Annotated in this window: 21 protein-coding genes and 1 tRNA gene; 12 read left to right on the top strand and 10 right to left on the bottom strand. The window is 60.6% G+C overall.

Going from position 1 to position 17,333, the window contains the following annotated elements:
• Positions 1-50 precede the first annotated feature (50 nt).
• Positions 51-614, bottom strand: coding sequence for an alpha/beta hydrolase (locus GGI60_RS25195; RefSeq protein WP_183919211.1), 564 nt, complete (start codon positions 612-614; stop codon positions 51-53).
• A 109-nt stretch (positions 615-723) separates the two neighbouring features.
• Between GGI60_RS25195 and GGI60_RS25190 the strand changes: the two genes are divergently transcribed.
• Positions 724-1,200 carry an Lrp/AsnC family transcriptional regulator gene (locus GGI60_RS25190; protein WP_183919212.1) on the top strand — a complete coding sequence of 159 codons (477 nt, stop codon included), beginning with the start codon at positions 724-726 and terminating at the stop codon, positions 1,198-1,200.
• A gap of 246 nt (positions 1,201-1,446) precedes the next feature.
• Here GGI60_RS25190 and GGI60_RS25185 read toward each other — a convergent pair.
• Positions 1,447-1,536: transfer RNA gene (locus GGI60_RS25185), tRNA-Ser, on the bottom strand.
• A gap of 226 nt (positions 1,537-1,762) precedes the next feature.
• On the opposite strand from GGI60_RS25185, the gene GGI60_RS25180 reads away from it, so the two are divergent.
• Positions 1,763-2,080 (top strand): hypothetical protein, encoded by a 318-nt coding sequence (locus GGI60_RS25180; RefSeq protein ID WP_038686170.1) that lies wholly within the window; start codon positions 1,763-1,765, stop codon positions 2,078-2,080.
• A gap of 59 nt (positions 2,081-2,139) precedes the next feature.
• Here the strand turns inward: GGI60_RS25180 and GGI60_RS25175 are convergent, their stop codons facing one another.
• Positions 2,140-2,337, bottom strand: a complete 198-nt coding sequence (locus tag GGI60_RS25175) for a hypothetical protein (RefSeq protein ID WP_183934859.1) — start codon at positions 2,335-2,337, stop codon at positions 2,140-2,142.
• A gap of 158 nt (positions 2,338-2,495) precedes the next feature.
• On the opposite strand from GGI60_RS25175, the gene GGI60_RS25170 reads away from it, so the two are divergent.
• From GGI60_RS25170 to deoA, 8 genes are all read left to right on the top strand, one after another.
• The gene (locus GGI60_RS25170) at positions 2,496-3,488 is read left to right on the top strand and encodes a BMP family protein (protein ID WP_064800277.1); all 993 of its coding nucleotides are present in this window, start codon (positions 2,496-2,498) and stop codon (positions 3,486-3,488) included.
• Between the two features lie 88 nt (positions 3,489-3,576).
• The gene (locus GGI60_RS25165) at positions 3,577-5,088 is read left to right on the top strand and encodes an ABC transporter ATP-binding protein (RefSeq protein WP_183919213.1); all 1,512 of its coding nucleotides are present in this window, start codon (positions 3,577-3,579) and stop codon (positions 5,086-5,088) included.
• A 7-nt stretch (positions 5,089-5,095) separates the two neighbouring features.
• Entirely contained in the window at positions 5,096-6,199 is a 1,104-nt protein-coding gene (locus GGI60_RS25160) for an ABC transporter permease (protein ID WP_183919214.1), read from the top strand.
• Positions 6,200-6,209: 10 nt separating this feature from the next.
• Positions 6,210-7,181 carry an ABC transporter permease gene (locus tag GGI60_RS25155; protein WP_183919215.1) on the top strand — a complete coding sequence of 324 codons (972 nt, stop codon included), beginning with the start codon at positions 6,210-6,212 and terminating at the stop codon, positions 7,179-7,181.
• A gap of 2 nt (positions 7,182-7,183) precedes the next feature.
• Positions 7,184-7,573: a cytidine deaminase gene (locus GGI60_RS25150; RefSeq protein ID WP_183919216.1), complete on the top strand. Its 390-nt coding sequence runs from the start codon at positions 7,184-7,186 to the stop codon at positions 7,571-7,573.
• Positions 7,570-8,370 (top strand): purine-nucleoside phosphorylase, encoded by an 801-nt coding sequence (locus GGI60_RS25145; RefSeq protein ID WP_183919217.1) that lies wholly within the window; start codon positions 7,570-7,572, stop codon positions 8,368-8,370. The genes GGI60_RS25150 and GGI60_RS25145 overlap by 4 nt, the downstream gene beginning before the upstream one ends.
• A gap of 113 nt (positions 8,371-8,483) precedes the next feature.
• Positions 8,484-9,260, top strand: coding sequence for a deoxyribose-phosphate aldolase (gene deoC / locus GGI60_RS25140; protein WP_183919218.1), 777 nt, complete (start codon positions 8,484-8,486; stop codon positions 9,258-9,260).
• Position 9,261: 1 nt separating this feature from the next.
• Positions 9,262-10,569, top strand: coding sequence for a thymidine phosphorylase (deoA, locus tag GGI60_RS25135; protein WP_183919219.1), 1,308 nt, complete (start codon positions 9,262-9,264; stop codon positions 10,567-10,569).
• Between the two features lie 6 nt (positions 10,570-10,575).
• On the opposite strand, the gene GGI60_RS25130 is transcribed toward deoA, so the two are convergent.
• From GGI60_RS25130 to GGI60_RS25100, 7 genes are all read right to left on the bottom strand, one after another.
• Positions 10,576-11,145 (bottom strand): TIGR02281 family clan AA aspartic protease, encoded by a 570-nt coding sequence (locus tag GGI60_RS25130; RefSeq protein WP_183919220.1) that lies wholly within the window; start codon positions 11,143-11,145, stop codon positions 10,576-10,578.
• 127 nt (positions 11,146-11,272) lie between these two features.
• On the bottom strand, positions 11,273-11,902 hold the full coding sequence (upp, locus tag GGI60_RS25125) for a uracil phosphoribosyltransferase (protein ID WP_097608133.1): 630 nt from the start codon (positions 11,900-11,902) through the stop codon (positions 11,273-11,275).
• Between the two features lie 131 nt (positions 11,903-12,033).
• Positions 12,034-13,002 (bottom strand): adenosine deaminase, encoded by a 969-nt coding sequence (locus tag GGI60_RS25120; protein WP_183919221.1) that lies wholly within the window; start codon positions 13,000-13,002, stop codon positions 12,034-12,036.
• On the bottom strand, positions 12,999-14,219 hold the full coding sequence (locus tag GGI60_RS25115) for a phosphopentomutase (protein ID WP_183919222.1): 1,221 nt from the start codon (positions 14,217-14,219) through the stop codon (positions 12,999-13,001). Before GGI60_RS25115 ends, GGI60_RS25120 begins: the two co-directional genes overlap by 4 nt.
• A 104-nt stretch (positions 14,220-14,323) precedes the next feature.
• Complete coding sequence (locus GGI60_RS25110) at positions 14,324-14,905, bottom strand: TadE/TadG family type IV pilus assembly protein (protein WP_183919223.1); 582 nt, start codon at positions 14,903-14,905, stop codon at positions 14,324-14,326.
• A complete protein-coding gene (locus tag GGI60_RS25105) occupies positions 14,905-15,540 on the bottom strand; it encodes a TadE/TadG family type IV pilus assembly protein (protein ID WP_183919224.1) in 636 nt (211 codons plus the stop codon). Before GGI60_RS25105 ends, GGI60_RS25110 begins: the two co-directional genes overlap by 1 nt.
• A gap of 109 nt (positions 15,541-15,649) precedes the next feature.
• Positions 15,650-16,060, bottom strand: a complete 411-nt coding sequence (locus GGI60_RS25100; RefSeq protein WP_183919225.1) for a pilus assembly protein N-terminal domain-containing protein — start codon at positions 16,058-16,060, stop codon at positions 15,650-15,652.
• Between the two features lie 377 nt (positions 16,061-16,437).
• Between GGI60_RS25100 and GGI60_RS25095 the strand changes: the two genes are divergently transcribed.
• Both GGI60_RS25095 and GGI60_RS25090 read left to right on the top strand, forming a co-directional pair.
• On the top strand, positions 16,438-16,623 hold the full coding sequence (locus GGI60_RS25095; RefSeq protein ID WP_183919226.1) for a Flp family type IVb pilin: 186 nt from the start codon (positions 16,438-16,440) through the stop codon (positions 16,621-16,623).
• A 108-nt stretch (positions 16,624-16,731) separates the two neighbouring features.
• The gene (locus GGI60_RS25090) at positions 16,732-17,244 is read left to right on the top strand and encodes a prepilin peptidase (protein ID WP_183919227.1); all 513 of its coding nucleotides are present in this window, start codon (positions 16,732-16,734) and stop codon (positions 17,242-17,244) included.
• The last annotated feature ends 89 nt before the right edge of the window (positions 17,245-17,333 follow it).

Genomic DNA, 17,333 nt, shown 5'->3' with positions numbered 1-17,333 from the left:
TAAAAATTCAGGAATCGCGTGGTGTTTTAAACCTCGGCCATCGCCGAGCTCTATTCAGCCAGATCACACCGATCAGGTTTTGCCAATCCGGCGGCGAAGGCCGTCAGCAGAGCCTTCCCCTGCGTCCACTCCTCAAGGCCGCTTTGCCCGTTGATATGGCCGAAAGCACCGATCTCGACAAGGCCGCTACCCCAGAGATCGGCTCGTGCCCGGGCATGCTCGAGCGTGCCGAAAGGATCATTGGCGCTTGCAACAATCAGAGTGGGGAAGCGCATCTCTTGCGATGGCGGATTGCCGAAACCGGCCGCCTCCTTAGGAAATGAAGCGGACTGCGGATCCGGGACCGCCACGAGAAAAGCTCCGGCAACGGCAAGCGATGAAAGCTGCTGCCAATGCGCAACCAGCAGACAGGCGAGGCTGTGGGCGACCAGCAGCGGCGGGGTTGCCGATGCGCCGACGGCGCGATCGAGGGCCGACATCCAGTCCGTCAAGTCGGGCCTATCCCAATCGCTTGGCTGGAAACGCCGCATTTCAGGGCTCGATATTTCCCAGCGGGTCTGCCAATGAGCGTCGCCCGAACCGCCAATGCCTGGCAATATGATGATGTCCTTCATGCGTTTCCTCTGATCAATCGTGCAGGTAAAAATGATGCATTTTCATTTGCATCGGAATGAATGATCATCGGAAAACCGCGTCCTTCTCCGATGATTTCAAGGTGATCCCATGGCTTTGCAGGAAAATAATCGTGTAGCGCTCGATCCGACCGATGTCGCGATTATCGAGGCGATGCAGGAAAATGGCCGCATCGCAATTTCCGAACTCGGTCGACGGGTCGGACTCTCCCAGCCGGCGGCATCGGAGCGGGTCAAGCGGCTGGAGGACCGCGGCATCATTGTCGGTTATTCCGCCCGCATCGATCCCGCGGCTTTGGGCATTGGAATGACGGCGGTGCTTCGCCTGCGGACGACGCATGAACATATCAAGGCCTGCCTGAAACAGTTTGCCGAGATGCCGCAAGTCATGGAAGTATTGCGCCTTACCGGAGAGGACTGTTTCCTCTTGAAGGTGCTGGTTCCGTCTCCGGGAGAACTGGAAACCATCGTCGATACGATCGCACGTTTTGGCGCCGTGACGACGTCTCTGGTGTTGCGCAGCGAGAATCCGAAGCCGATCGGACGCGCCCTGCTGCAGCGCCCTTAAGAATATCCGGACACTTTGTTTGGGTACGGCTTGAATCCAATCGACGCGAGCGACGTGAGAGGCCGGGTTCGACGATGGCGAGGACACGTTCAGGCAGTCCCCACGTTACGCGAGGGGGAGTTATTAGGGCAATTCCCGCTCAGTTCGGTGTCGAGAGGATCGCTGGACCGTCCCAGTAGACCTGAGGCAGAGGTATTTGCGTACCGACGCACAGAGTACCGCGCCGGGCGCAAGATCGACGAAAAATGGCGGACAGGGAGGGATTCGAACCCTCGGTACGCTTTCACGTACACACGCGTTCCAGGCGTGCGCCTTAAACCACTCGGCCACCTGTCCTTTAGCGTTCGCACCAGGAGAGGAGCAAATCGTCGGAACGGCGCGATATATACCGATGAATTTTTGCCGATCAACCCAAATCTAACAGTTTTTTGACTTCTTCCGATAAAACTCGCCTGCGCCCGTCCATTGTGCTTCACCCCATCGATGACTATGTAATTCTCAAGGTGGAGAATGGCGCGGGACCGCCGGAATTGTCCGGCATATCGAAGCGTCGGAGGAATTGATGCGTTTCCTGTTGCGTCTGGCCAGTCTTGTCGCGCTTGCGGCGGCCGTTATTGCCGGGACCATCGATTCGATCCAGTCGGTTGCGGCATCCGCCGTTGTCATGACGCCGATGTCGGAGGCCTGGCAGGATGTGAGCCCGGACACGCTGACCTCGCTGCAATCTGCGCTATCCTACTATATCCATCCCCGTTTCTACGCCTTCATCTTCCAGTGGCTGATGCTCCAGCCGGCCTTTGCCGTCTTTCTGGTGATCGCGCTGCTTCTTTGGATGATCGGCTACAAGAAGCCGCCGATCGCCGGTCGCTTCACGGCTTAATGCATGTCGCCGGAAGTGTGCAGCGGTTCCAGGACAAGGACATGCATAAAAACAAACAGCTAAAGCGCGTCGCATGAATCAAATTTGATGCGACGTGCTTTCGCTGTTTGAGCCGGTGCGATCCGGCAAAAGACGGGGTGCATTAGCCCGTCCCTAGTTTCAGCAACGGCCTGCGGATCGGCTAAAAAATCCGCATCCCGGTCGGCGAAATGTCCAAAAAACCGCCCGGCAGAACTGATTTTCAGCAATTGCTGCAAATCTTTACCGCCTGAAAAATTTCTGGTGAATTTTTCCGTGAGCCATGCAAGGATGCGCGCAGCCAGGCCTCCGGGGGGAGGTCGGTGGTTCCGCAGACATGTCCGAAAAGGGCTTGCGGGAGGACCCCAAACAAATAGCAACAACAGGGCTGCAACTCATGAAAAAATCCCTTCTCACCCTTCTTGCCGTGGCTGCCATGTCGACGACGGCGCTGGCCGCCGATGTCAAGCCGGCGCTGGTCTACGGCACTGGCGGGAAGTTCGATAAGTCTTTCAACGAAGCGGCCTATAACGGCGCCGAGAAGTTCAAGGCCGAGACCGGCATTGCTTATCGCGACTTCGAGCCGACGGGGGACACGCAGGGCGAACAGGCCATCCGCAACTTCGCAAGCCGCGGCTTCAATCCCGTGGTCGCCGTTTCCTTCGCCTGGACTTCGGCCATTGAGAAGGTCGCAGCCGAGTTCCCCGACACCAAATTCATCATCGTCGACTCCGTCGTCGACAAGCCGAACGTCCGCTCGGTCGTCTACAAGGAAGAGGAAGGCTCCTATCTCGTCGGCATTCTCGCCGGCATGGCCTCCAAGACCGGCAAGGTCGGTTTCGTCGGTGGCATGGACATTCCGCTGATCCGCAAATTCGAATGCGGCTATGAGCAGGGCGCTCGCGCCGCCAAGGCCGATATCCAGGTTTTCCAGAACATGACCGGCACCACCGGCGCCGCCTGGAATGACCCGGTTCGCGGCGGCGAGCTCACCAAGAACCAGATCGACCAGGGCGCCGACGTCATTTACGCGGCAGCCGGCGCCACCGGCCTCGGCGTTCTGCAGACCGCCGCCGACAACAAGAAGCTGTCGATCGGCGTCGACTCCAACCAGAACCATCTGCATCCGGGCTCGGTGCTGACCTCGATGGTCAAGCGCGTCGACCTTGCCGTTTACAACGCCTATACCGATACCAAGAACGACAAGTTCACCGGCGGCGTTCAGGCGCTCGGCGTCAAGGAAGATGGTGTTGGCGCTGCAATCGACGACAACAACAAGTCGCTGATCACGCCGGAAATGCAGGCCGCCGTCGACAAGGCCAAGGCCGATATCATCGCCGGAACCGTCAAGGTTCACGATTACACCTCGGACAACGCTTGCCCGAAGTGATCCGCGCCCTGATGTAATCGACGATTGAGATCGGGCGTATGGCGGAGGGGATTTTCGCCATACGCCCTTTTCTTATTTGGAGCCTGCTGTGACAGATAAGCCCGCTATCGAGCTCGTCGGCATCGATAAGAAATTCGGTGCCGTCCATGCCAACAAGGACATCAACCTCACCGTTGCCAAGGGGACGATCCACGGCATCATCGGCGAAAATGGCGCCGGTAAATCGACGCTGATGTCGATCATTTACGGTTTTTACCACGCCGACAGCGGTGAAATCCGCGTCAACGGCAGTCCGATCACCATTCGCGACAGTCAGGCGGCGATCGCCGCCGGCATCGGCATGGTGCACCAGCATTTCATGCTGGTCGACAATTTCACGGTGCTTGAGAACGTCATGCTCGGCGCCGAAGGCGGCTCGTTGCTGGCAAGAGGCGTCGCTTCGGCCCGCGCCGAACTCAAGCGGCTGGAAACGGAATACGGCCTCGAGGTCGATCCGGACGCGCTGATCGAAGAGCTTCCTGTTGGACTGCAGCAGCGCGTCGAAATTCTCAAAGCCATGTATCGCGGCGCCGAAATCTTGATCCTCGACGAACCCACAGGCGTGCTGACGCCGGCGGAAGCCGATCACCTCTTTCGCATCCTCAAGGTGCTGCGCGACCAGGGCAAGACGATCATCCTTATCACCCACAAGCTGCGCGAGATCATGGCGATCACCGATACGGTCTCCGTCATGCGCCGCGGCGAGATGGTCGCCACCCGCAAGACGGCGGAAACGACGGTGGAGGAGCTTGCCGAGCTGATGGTCGGCCGCCGCGTGCTGCTGCGCGTGCAGAAGGGCGAAGCCAATCCAGGCGCTGCCGTGCTCTCCGTCCGCAACCTCACGGTCAAGGACAATCGCGGCGTCACCATGGTCGACAACGTCTCTTTCGACGTGCGCGCCGGCGAGATCGTCGGCATCGCCGGTGTCGCCGGCAACGGCCAGTCGGAATTGCTGGAGGCGATTGCCGGAATCCGCAAACCCACCTCCGGCGAAATCCTTCTCGACGGCCAGACAATCGACAAGGCCGATCCCGCCCGTCTGCGCGACCTCGGCCTCGCCCATATCCCAGAGGACCGCCACCACATGGGCCTGGTTCTGAAATTCGAGGAATATGAAAACTCCGTGCTCGGCTATCACCGCCGTCCGGGCTACAGCAAAGGCCCGTTGCTCGATCTCGATGCGATCCGCAAGGACGCAATGGAAAAGATCGAAAAATACGACATCCGCCCGCCGAACCCGCGGCTGAAGACGGCGAATTTTTCCGGCGGCAATCAGCAGAAGATCGTCGTCGCCCGCGAAATCGAACGCGATCCGAAGATGCTGATCATCGGCCAGCCGACGCGCGGGGTCGATATCGGCGCCATCGAATTCATCCACCGCCGGATCATCGAGATGCGCGATGCGGGCAAGGCGATCCTGCTCGTCTCCGTCGAACTCGATGAAATCCGCGCCCTTTCAGACCGTATCCTTGTCATGTTTGCCGGCCATGTCGTCGGCGAGAAGACGCCCGATGCCGGTGAACAGACCCTCGGCCTGATGATGGCCGGCATTGCCGCGTGAGGCCTTTATGAGCACTGCTTCCGTTCCGCTGCCAAACTGGATCAACTACGGCCTGATCCCGCTTTTGAACCTCATCGTCGCCTTCCTGATCTCCGGCTTCGTCGTCTGGCTGATCGGCGAAAGCCCGCTTGCCGCACTCTCCCTGCTGATCGAAGGCGCCTTCGGCAGTGGCGAAGGCGTCGGTTTCACGCTGTATTATGCGACGAGCTTCATCTTCACCGGCCTTTCCGTGGCGGTTGCCATTCACGCCGGCCTCTTCAACATCGGCTCCGAAGGCCAAGCCTATATCGGCGGTCTCGGCTGCGCGCTGGTAGCGCTGGCGCTCGACAATTATGTGCCCTGGTATGTGACAATGCCGATCGCCATCGTTGGGGCGGGGATATTTGGTGCGGCCTGGGCCTTCGTTCCCGCTTTCCTGCAGGCCAAGCGCGGCAGCCATATCGTCATCACGACGATTATGTTCAATTACATCGCAGCCGCCCTCATGGTCTATCTGTTGGTGCACGTGCTGATCGTGCCGGGCAAGATGGCGCCGGAAACCCGGACTTTCCTCGAAGGTGGGCAGCTTCCGAAGCTCGGCTGGGTCATGAACATCGTCGGCGCCAAGTTGGGTGCCGCACCCTTCAACGTCTCCTTCATCATCGCCCTTTTTGCCGCCTGGTTTGTCTGGATCCTCATCTGGCGCACCAAGCTCGGCTTTGAGATGCGCACGCTGGGCGTGAGCTCGACGGCGGCGGACTATGCCGGCATTCCCTATGCCCGCACCGTCATCATCGCCATGCTGCTGTCCGGCGCGCTCGCCGGAATGATGGCGCTCAATCCGGTCATGGGTTCTTCCGCTCGTTTGCAGGTGGAGTTTGTCGGCGGCGCCGGCTTCGTCGGCATCGCCGTATCGTTGATGGGCCGCAACCATCCGCTCGGGATTATCTTCGCTGCAATTCTTTTCGGCACACTCTATCAGGGTGGGGACTGGATCTCCTTCGAAATGCCGAACATCACGCGTGAAATGATCCTCGTCATCCAGGGTCTGGTTATTCTGTTCGCCGGTGCGCTTGAATATATGTTCCGGCCGGCGATGGTGCGTGTCTATCAGCAATTTCAGCGAGCTTGAGGAGCGGACGATGGATTATTATGACATCTTCATCAACGTCCTAAGCTCGACGGTCCGTCTCTCCATTCCGCTGATCTTTACGGCGCTGGCGGGATTGTTTTCCGAGCGCGCGGGCGTTTTCGATATAGGTCTTGAAGGCAAGATGCTGGGCTCGGCCTTCGCCGCGGCCTGTGTGGCCTATCTCACCGGCTCTGCCTGGCTCGGACTCGGTGCCGGCATCGTCTGCTCCGTGGCGCTCAGCCTGGTGCACGGCTTCGCCTCGATCACCAATCGCGGCAATCAGATCGTCTCAGGTGTCGCGATCAACTTCTTCATCGCCGGCATTACCATCGTGCTCGGCCAGGCCTGGTTCGGCCAGGGCGGGCGCACGCCGCAGCTGCCGGCGGACGCACGTTTCGCACCGATCATCTTGCCGGGCGCCGATGCCCTTCGTGATGTGCCGATCCTCGGCCCGCTCTATGCCAACGTCATATCGGGCAACAATATCCTCACCTATCTCGCCTTCCTCGCCGTGCCCTTCTCCTGGTGGGTGCTTTACCGCACCCGCTTCGGCCTGCGCCTTCGCGCCGTCGGCGAAAATCCGGGTGCGGTCGATACCGCCGGCATCTCGGTCGCCTGGCTGCGTTACCGCGCCGTCATGTGCGCCGGCATCCTTTGCGGCTTTTCCGGCACCTATCTGGCGATCGCCCAGTCCGCCGCCTTCATCAAGGACATGTCGGCCGGCAAGGGCTATATCGCGCTCGCCGCCCTCGTCTTCGCCAAGTGGAAGCCGGTGCCTGTCATGTTTGCCTGCCTGCTCTTCGGCTTCCTCGATGCGCTGGCGAATTTCATGCAGGGCAAGGAGGTGCCGCTGATCGGCACCGTGCCTGTTCAGGTCTTTCAGGCACTGCCTTATGTCCTCACCTGCATTCTGCTCGCTGGCTTCATCGGCGTCGCGATCCCGCCGAAGGCCGGCGGCGTGCCCTATACGAAGGAACGTTGATCATGTCCCACGACCTGTTCGAAGCCGCGCGCGGCGCCATGGCCTTTGCTCATGCGCCCTATTCGAAATTTCCCGTCGGCGCGGCGATCCGCGCTGAGGACGGCAAGGTTTATACCGGCGCCAACATCGAAAACCTCTCTTTTCCGCAAGGATGGTGCGCCGAGCCGACGGCAATCAGCGCCATGATCATGGGCGGGGCGAAGAAGATCGTCGAAATGGCGGTCATCGCCGAGAAGCTGCCGCTCTGCCCGCCCTGCGGCGGCTGCCGCCAGAAGATTTCCGAATTCGCCGCAAAGGACACGAAGATCTATCTCTGCGATGAGGCGGGCGTGCAAAAGACCATGACGATGGAAGAGCTTCTTCCCTTCAGTTTTGAGACGGAACTCGGATGAAGGCGACGGTTGACCTGCTCGCCGCCTTGCTCGGCGCGATCAAGCCGCGCCATGGCATCGTGCTCGGCTCCGGCCTCGGCTCCCTCGTCGGTCAGCTGGACGGCGCCGTCCGTATTCCCTATCGCGACCTGCCGGGCTTTCCCGTCAGCGCCGTCTCCGGCCATGCTGGCGAAGTTGTTGCCGGCCGGCTCGGCGGCGTGCCCGTTGTCATGCTTTCCGGCCGCGTCCATTATTATGAGAAGGGCGATCCCAACGCCATGCGCCTGCCGATCGAGGTCTTGAAGGCGCTTGGCGTCGAGGCGCTGATCCTGACCAATTCGGCAGGATCGCTGCGTGACGACATGCCGCCCGGCTCAGTGATGCAGATCACCGATCACATCAACTATTCTGGCATGAACCCGCTGATCGGTGAGGAGAGCGACCATCGCTTCGTCGGCATGACCAATGCCTATGACGCCGGCCTCGCCGCGGCGATGCGGAAGGCTGCGGCAAAGCTCAAGATCGAACTCGCGCAGGGTGTCTATATGTGGTTCTCCGGTCCGAGCTTCGAAACGCCGGCCGAAATCCGCATGGCGCGCATCCTCGGCGCCGATGCCGTCGGCATGTCGACGGTGCCCGAGGTCATCATCGCAAGAATGCTCGGCCTGAGGGTTGCAGCCGCCTCCGTCATCACCAACTATGGGGCAGGCATGACCGGCAATGAGCTCAGCCATGAAGAAACCAAGGACATGGCGCCTGTCGGTGGCGCCCGTCTCGCCGCCATACTGAAAGACATGATTGCGGCCAGAACAGGATGACTTTAGGCCGGTCGGCCTAAAATCTGAATCCTGTTCTACATTAAATAGTGAGAGCATGATGTCGTCCGAAAACCGCTCACACTTTTCGGCATCATGCTGTAGAGGAAGTGAAGATGAATAGCCATTCCATCCGGGAAACGGCGGCGGTCGCCCTTTCCCTTCTCGATCTCACCAATCTGAAGGACGATTGCACCGAGGCGCAGATCGAAGCGCTCTGCGCCCGCGCGCAGACGCCCTATGGCAACAGCGCTGCGATCTGCATCTGGCCGCGCTTCGTCGGCCAGGCCCGCAATATCCTCGGCACCGGCCATGCCGTGCGGATCGCGACCGTCGTCAATTTCCCGACGGGCGAGATGGAATTGGCCGATGTCGCCGCCGAAACCCGTGAGGCGATTGCCGACGGCGCCGACGAGATCGATCTGGTCATCCCCTACCGCAAGTTCATGTCGGGCAACGAGAAGGCAGTGACCGACATGGTCAAGGCGGTGCGCGCCGAATGCGCCGACCCCGTTCTGCTGAAGGTCATTATCGAGACCGGCGAATTGAAGGAGGCGGCATTGATCCGCCGCGCCTCCGAACTTGCGATCGATGCTGGCGCCGATTTCATCAAGACCTCCACCGGCAAGGTCGCCGTCAACGCAACGCTCGAAGCCGCCGACATCATGATCCGGGCCATTCGCGAAAGCGGACGCAAGGTCGGCTTCAAACCGGCCGGCGGCATCGGCTCGGTGGCCGATGCGGCGCTCTATCTCAGCCTCGCCGAAACCATCATGGCGCCGGATTGGGCCATGCCTTCGACCTTCCGCTTCGGCGCTTCCGGCCTGCTCGACGATATACTGGCGGTTCTAAGCGGAGCGCAGCCGGCATCGGCCGCGGCGTCGGGCTATTGAGATGATCCCGCAGGAGATCATCCGGCGTAAGCGCGACGGCGGCGAACTCGACGCTGCCGATATCCGGTCTTTCATCGACGCGCTTGCCGCCGGTCGATTGTCCGAAGGCCAGATCGGCGCCTTCGCCATGGCCGTCTGGTTCAAGGGCATGTCGCGCGAGGAAATCGTGGCCTTGACGCTGGCGATGGCCGATTCCGGCAATCGGCTGCAATGGGCCGATATCGACCGTCCGATTGCCGACAAACACTCGACCGGAGGCGTCGGCGATAATGTCTCGCTGATGCTGGCGCCGATCGCTGCAGCCTGCGGCCTTGCCGTTCCGATGATATCGGGCCGCGGCCTCGGCCATACCGGCGGCACGCTCGATAAGCTCGAATCCATTCCCGGCTATATGATCACCCCGGATGCAGATCTGTTTCACCAAGTGGTCAAACAGGCAGGATGCGCCATCATCGGCCAGACCGGCGCCTTGGCGCCCGCCGACGGCAGGCTCTATGCCGTGCGCGATGTGACCGCCACCGTTGATTCCATTCCCTTGATCACCGCCTCCATCCTCTCAAAAAAACTTGCCGCCGGTCTTCAGACGCTGGTGCTCGATGTCAAGGTCGGCAACGGCGCCTTCATGGCCGACCGCGATCAGGCGGAAATTCTGGCACGGTCGCTGGTCGAAGTGGCAAATGGCGCGGGTGTGAAGACTTCGGCAATGATCACCGACATGAACGAGCCGCTCGCCGATAGCGCCGGCAATGCCGTCGAGATGCGCAACTGCCTGGATTTCCTTGCGGGCAGGAAAGGGAATACGCGGCTCGATACTGTCGTTCTTGCCTTCGCCGCCGAGATGTTGGAGAAATCGGGCATCGCCGCTTCGCTTGAGGAAGGCGAGGCAATGGCGCGCCGGGCTCTGTCGTCTGGCAAGGCAGTCGAGGCTTTTGCGCGCATGGTATCCATGCTCGGCGGCCCGGCCGATCTCGTCGAGAACCCGGACAAATACCTGGCCAGAGCGCCGGTCGAAAAGCCTGTCCCGGCGGCCCGCTCCGGCTGGCTTGCCGCCTGCGACGCCCGTGGCATCGGTGTCAGCGTCATCGATCTCGGTGGCGGAAGACGCCATCCCGCGGATCGGATCGATCACCGCGTTGGCTTCTCCGAACTCCTGCCGCTCGGCACCCGCGTGAACGCCGGCGAACCCATCGCCCTCGTTCACGCCGCCGACGAAGCTGCGGCGGAGAGGGCAGCCACAGCAATTGCCGAGCACTATCGCATCACCGAGGACGAGCCGGTGCTGAATCCCGTTATTGCGGGTCTTGTCTGACGCCGTCTATTGCTTGAGGCTGAGCGAGCCGTCAGCGACGGAATAGGAGGCGAGCTTCTGCAGGAAGCTCATGCCGACCAGCGTCGCCGTCAGCGCTTCATCCTTGAGGACAAAGGCTTCGACATCACGGACGCGGATGCCGCCGATTTCGATCCGGTCGAGCGTCACATGCGCGGCCTTGGTCTGGCCGTTCGCGGTGTTCACGCCATAGCGGAAATCGAGCTGGTTGGCGGTGAAGCCCAGCCGGCGCGCGAGCGTCTCGTTGAGTGCTACGTAGGTGGCGCCGGTATCGATCAGGCCTTGCACCGGCTTGCCGTTGATCTTGAAACTGCCGGTATAGTGGCCCTGCGCATCCGCCTGCAGCCGGATCGCATTGCTGCCGGAGACGGGTGCGGGGGCTGCGGGCGTACCGCTTTCGGTCGAGATGTAATTGGCGGAAGGAGTGTCGGCGGGCTGTTGGCCGGTGCCGGCGAAGAAGGACGGCGCCTGTGTGGCGAGCACGGCGGCGATGCTGGCGAATATGATTGTACGCACGAGCATGACACAGAAATCCTTCCTGTATAAACCCCGCTTCATGCGAGGCCTCATGCTTTCAGACTGCTAAGCGGCAAGTGCTGATAAGTTGCTAATATCGGCAGGAAAACGGCCCGGGGAGAACCGCCGGGCCGTTAAACTCTTTCGATTTGGTAAAGGAAGGCTGAAATTACTTGGTGCCGTACATGCGGTCGCCAGCGTCGCCGAGGCCGGGCACGATATAGCCCTTCTCGTTAAGGTGGCTGTCGATCGCCGCGGTGAAGACGGGAACGTCGGGATGCGCGGCGCGGAAATTGCGGATGCCTTCCGGGGCGGCAAGCAGGCAGAGGAAGCGGATATTGTGGGCGCCGCGTTCCTTCAGCTTGTCGATCGCCGCGATCGAGGAGTTGCCGGTCGCCAGCATCGGGTCGACGACGATGATCAGGCGCTCGGCCACATCTTCCGGCGCTTTGAAGTAATATTCGACCGGCTGCAGCGTTTCGTGATCGCGGTAGACGCCGATATGAGAAACGCGGGCGGAAGGCACCAGGTCGAGCATGCCCTCAAGCAGCCCGTTGCCGGCGCGCAGGATCGAGGCGAAAACCAGCTTCTTGCCTTCCAGGATCGGCGATTCCATCGTCTGCAGCGGCGTCTCTATCGTTGCCATCGTCAATTCGAGATCACGGGTAACCTCGTAACAGAGCAGCGTGGAGATTTCGCGCAGCAGCCGCCGGAAACTTCCCGTCGATGTCTCCTTGCGCCGCATGATGGTGAGCTTGTGCTGCACAAGCGGGTGATCGATGACCGTGACGCCGTCCATGGGGAAGCCTTTCATTCTTTCTATCGAATGTTTCTTTCACGGAAATCGGCCCGACCGCAAGAGTGCAGCCGAATTTGCGCCGATCTTCCCCAACCTCCGAAGCCTTACCCGGTAAGCACAGGCTCTCACCCTCAAAGGCGGGCGAGCAGAGCCCTCCGCGTCTCCTCGTCGACAAAGGCCGCTTCGATTGCGGTGCGCGTCATGGCGTCGATCTCCGCATCGCCGAAGCCGAAAGCTTCAGCGGCAAGTGCATATTCGCGCTCGAGCGACGTATGGAAGAAAGGCGGGTCATCCGAGCTGATCGTCACCTGCACGCCCGCTTCCTTCAGCCGGCGCAGCGGATGCGAAGCGAAATCGGGAAAGACCCGCAGTGCAATATTGGAGCCGGGGCAGACCTCGAGCACGGTGCCGAGATCGGCAAGCCGCTTCACCAGATCGAGATCTTCGACGGCGCGTACGCCATGACCGATGCGCGCGGGGCGCACGGCATCAAGTGCATCGGCGACGCTGAAGGCGCCGCAAACCTCGCCGGCATGGATGGTGAGCCCCAGGCCGGCATCGCGAGCGATATCGAAGGCTCTGATATAATCGGCGACGCGGCCCATGCGCTCTTCGCCGGCCAGGTTGAAGCCTGTTATCAACGGGTTGCCGGCCTTGGCCGCATATTCGGCCGCCCCGATCACGCTCTCCGGGCCGAAATGCCGCTCTCCGGTGACGATCAGCCGCGCCTCGATGCCGCTCTTTTCCCGAGCGCGCCGGATGCCTTCGCAGACACCCGCTATATAGGCATCGGCGCCGAGCCCGATGCGTTTTCCGTGATCGGGTGAGACGATGAGTTCGCTATAGATCGTGTTGATGGCGGCCAGTTCATCGAGATAGGTTTCGGTCAGAAGCGCATAGTCCTCCTCGGTCTTGTAGACCTCCGAAACCTTGTCGTAGCATTCGAGGAAACTTGCGAAATCATGCCAGATATAGGCGCCGTCGCGAAGCTGCCCGCTGATGTCGATGCCGTATTTCTGCGCCTGCGCCTCAGTCAGGGCAGGGGGTGCCGCGCCCTCCAGATGGCAGTGCAGCTCGACCTTCTTCAAATGCGATGTCACAGAAAACTCCTCCCATGCGGCCCGGCCGGAATGCCGAGATGGCGCGCAATGCTTTCGCCGATATCGGCATAGGTGCGGCGCACGCCGATCGATCGCGACCGGATGCCGGGGCCAAAGGCGATAACAGGCACGCGTTCGCGCGTATGATCGGTGCCGCGCCAGGTCGGATCGCAGCCATGATCGGCGGTAAGCACGACAAGATCGCCGGGCTTGAGCTTCTTGTGCACTTCCGGCAGGCGCGCATCGAAGGCTTCGAGGGCTGCGGCATATCCCGGCACGTCACGGCGATGGCCGTAATTCATGTCGAAATCGACGAAATTGGTGAAGACGAGATCGCCGTCGTTCGCCGCGTCGATCGCCGACAGCGACGCATCCATCAGCGCCTCGTTGCCTGTCGCCTTGATGACGCGCGAAATTCCCTGATGGGCGAAGATATCGCCGATCTTCCCGACGGCATGCACGTGTCGGCCGTTCTGGAGCAGCCTGTCCAGCAATGTCGGTTCCGGCGGCAGCACCGAGAAGTCGCGCCGGTTTCCGGTGCGCTGGAAGGTGGAAGCCGACTGGCCGATGAAGGGCCGGGCGATGACTCGGCCAATATTGTAGGGATCGAGCAGGCCGCGGGCGATGCGGCAGAAGGTGAGCAGGCGTTCGAGACCGAAATGCGCTTCGTGCGCGGCGACCTGAAAGACTGAATCCGAAGAGGTATAGCAAATCGGCTTGCCGGTGCGGATATGCTCTTCGCCGAGCCGGGCGATGATTTCGGTTCCGGAAGCATGGCAGTTGCCGAGAATGCCGAGGACATCGCCGTCTCGGCACAAGGCCTCTATCAGTTCCGGCGGGAAGGCGTCGCCCTCCGTCGGGAAATATCCCCAATCGAAATTGACCGGGGTTCCCGCGATCTCCCAATGGCCCGAGGGCGTGTCCTTGCCGCGCGAGATTTCGTTGGCGGTGCCATAAACGCCGTAGACCTTTTCCGGAAGAGACATACCGGCCGGAAACTGACCGGAGGCCGCGCGCGCAATATGCATCAGCCCAAGCTCGGACATATTCGGCAGGCAAAGCGGTCCGCTGCGCAGCCCAGCGCGATCGCCGGCTCCGGCTGCACAGAATTCGGCGATATGGCCGAGCGTATCGGCGCCCTCGTCGCCATAGGCCGCCGCGTCCGGCGCGCCGCCGACGCCGAAGGAATCCAGAACGAAAAGAAAGGCACGCGCCATGTTCCACCCGAGAGACCGATCACCCCTCCGGTAGGTCGGAAGTGGCTAAGGCCCAGGCATATAATGCCGCGGCCGGCTTGGCAAATTCGAGATCGTGAAGGCCGTCAGCAGTCGCCGCAGGGGATCGAATCGCCTTGCCGCTGGCGGTAGAAATAGCTGCGGCTGATGGTGATCGTGCGCATCCCATCCGGCATGAAGTTCGGCGCGAACAGGAACATCGTGTAGGGAATGCTGAGTTCGGTACGGACGAGGAAGCTGTTGGCCGTCTTCATGTCCGAGGGCACGTCGCTAACCGCCACGTTCTTGGCATAGGGCACGCTCCCGTCCTGCGCCCAGGACCAGAGCACCTTGGCATTGGCGCTGGCGTCGACGGTAATCCCGGTGATCTTCAGCGTCAGCGAGCTCGAGTTGTAGGGCACGAAGATCGCGGTTGCGACCGCTCGCATCTCTGCAAGCGTGCTCTTCGTGACGGATTGCTGCTGGGTGACAAGATCGGCGATCGAACCGGCGGCGCGAGTGGCACGCTTGGAGACGCTGAGGCCGATCGTGATCTCGAAAGCGCCGATATAGAGCATGACCAGCACAGGAAAGAGGATCGCAAACTCGATCGCGCCGGCACCCCTGCGCTCTCGGCTCAGCCGCCGCGCCGTCAGTGCCAGTCTGGTGAACGGGTTGCGCAATGCCATTATGGATACTGCTCGTTCTGGAAGGCCGCGGTCGCGATGATCAGATATTGTGTCGGCATCGAACCGTCGGAGGGACGGATCGTCGTGATGTAAGGCCGGACCAGATCCGTGATGATTTCCCAGCGATAGTAGGCGCGCACCATATTGATCGTGCCGGCGCCGCCGGGCGAATATTTGATAGCGGCCGTATTGATGTCGGAATATCTGTCGGCGGAGAGCTTGGGGATTGTCGTCGGAATGGCCGAGAAGGCGGCGAAGGTCTGCACATCCAGGTAGAGCTTGCTCGGCGTGCCGGCCTCGGTCGCCGAGCAGCTGATCAGGATCGCGATCTCGCCGCAGAAGGCCTGACGGAATTGCGTTTGAGTCATATCGGTCGTACGGCCGAGATTGTAAGTGATCTGCCCGGTCCGCATCCGGCGGCTCATCGTATCGACGGCGTTGGAGACGAGTTCTTCGGCGGCGAAAGCGATGAAGGTTTCGAGGATCGCGAAGATCACGACGAAATAAGGGATGGCAAGCAGGGCGAATTCGATCGCCGCTGCGCCGTCGCGCGAGCGGGCGGCAGCGCGAAACTGGGAGAAACGGAACGGCGCGAAGGCGCGCTGCTCATCCGTCTTCTGATCAACTACCGTCATTGCCTGGACCCGAGCGACATCTGCCTGCCACACTAGGGTCCGTTCGTTGATTTTCCGTTTCAGTCCGATACGACGATTTAAACGAATACGAAAATCCGAGCCGGGCCGATCAGGGTGACGTGGTGCCTCCGGCCGCTTGCTGCGCGTGCTGCTCGCAGTTCGGCGTGCAGGACAGCACGGAGCGCTCCGTCTGCCGGTAGACGCGCACCGTGTTGCCCTCGTCGATCGACACCAGGATGCGTTCGTCGAGGATGGCGTTGCCATCGGCGTCCAGCAGAACGAGATTGGTCGTGCCGAAGCTGCGTCCTGTCAGGACGATCGTCTTGGCATCGGCCACGGTCGCGTCGGCGACCTTGGCATTGCCGACGATCACCTTGCTGACCGGCCGGTCGAGCTTCAACACGCGCGCGTGATCCATATAGACGCGCAGCATGTCATCGTCTGCGGCCGCGGAAACTCCCGAAACACCGAAAACGGCGATCATGCCGGCAAAGAAAATGGTTTTGCCGCTCGATGACATTTGGTCCTCTTTCACGATCACAGCGCAATAGCGCATAGAATGGAAAAAAATGGTGAATGAAGCTTTAAACTCACCCAGTTGTTTCGAGGTGAGGCAGGATGATCCGATTTGGCACGCGCTCCGGGCGGCATACGTCTCGGTTGGGTGCGCGTCGGCACTATTTCCAGATGAAATCCGATGTTAACCCAGGAATATCGTTAAATATTGAGAGAAATAAATAAGATAATACTTGCCATGCAACGGCCTCTTATTGCCTTCACATCTCGTTAACTCTTTTTCTTAAGCCGATAGAAACGCCCATTCACTAGATTGCGGTCATCCGATCAACGGCAACAGTTGGCGGACGTGCTGAACATCAACTGGAGTTAGGAGTAACCATGACCAAGCTTTTTAGCCGTTTTCTGAAGGACGAATCCGGCGCGACCGCAATCGAATACGGCCTGATCGCTGCCCTCATTTCCGTCGCGCTCATCACCGGCGCAACGAGCCTCGGCACCAAGATCGGCACCACGTTCAATAACCTGGGCACCAAGATGCAAAACGGGGTCACCGCGTCCCAGTAAGACAGGCAGTATCCCGCACTGCCGGATTTGATCCGGCTGGTCATCGAGCGGGCTCACGCGCTGTACGGCCGTGAGCCTTTTCGTATCTTATGATGATCGGGTATACGCATGATCGCAGCTGCAGTCTTTCTAATTCTGCCACTCTGCCTCGCCATAGCGGCCTTCTCGGATCTGTTCACCATGACGATCCCGAACCGCGTTTCCCTGATCCTTATCGTCTCGTTCCTCGTGCTGGCGCCGTTCTCGGGCTTTGGGTTGCAGGCAATCGGCATGCATCTTGCCGCTGCCGCTATCGTGCTTGCCGCCTGCTTCGCGCTGTTTGCCTTCAATGTGATGGGCGGCGGAGACGCCAAGCTTCTGACCGCCACCGCGCTCTGGTTCGGCCTGAACCAGTCCCTTGCCCTGCTGATGGCCGACGTCGCCATGATCGGCGGTCTCATCACCTTGTTCATCCTTCTGGTGAGAACCCAGTCGAACGCCATTCTCGCCATCGGCCTGCCGGTCCCGCACTCGGTGCTGCTCGCCAAGAAGATCCCTTACGGCATCGCCATCGCGATCGGCGGCTTCATGGCCTTTCCGTCTTCGCCGATCTTGATCGCCGCGCTGGAAAGCCTGAAATAACGGCATTTTAAATGCCCGTTAACTTAAAATGTAAGCGTTCCATTAACCATAATTATACCAATTGCTGAGCATTCTGCAGGGCGAACATA

Source organism: Rhizobium lentis (genome assembly GCF_014200175.1).
GTDB lineage: Bacteria > Pseudomonadota > Alphaproteobacteria > Rhizobiales > Rhizobiaceae > Rhizobium > Rhizobium mulingense.
This window is presented reverse-complemented; position numbering and strand designations above follow the sequence as displayed.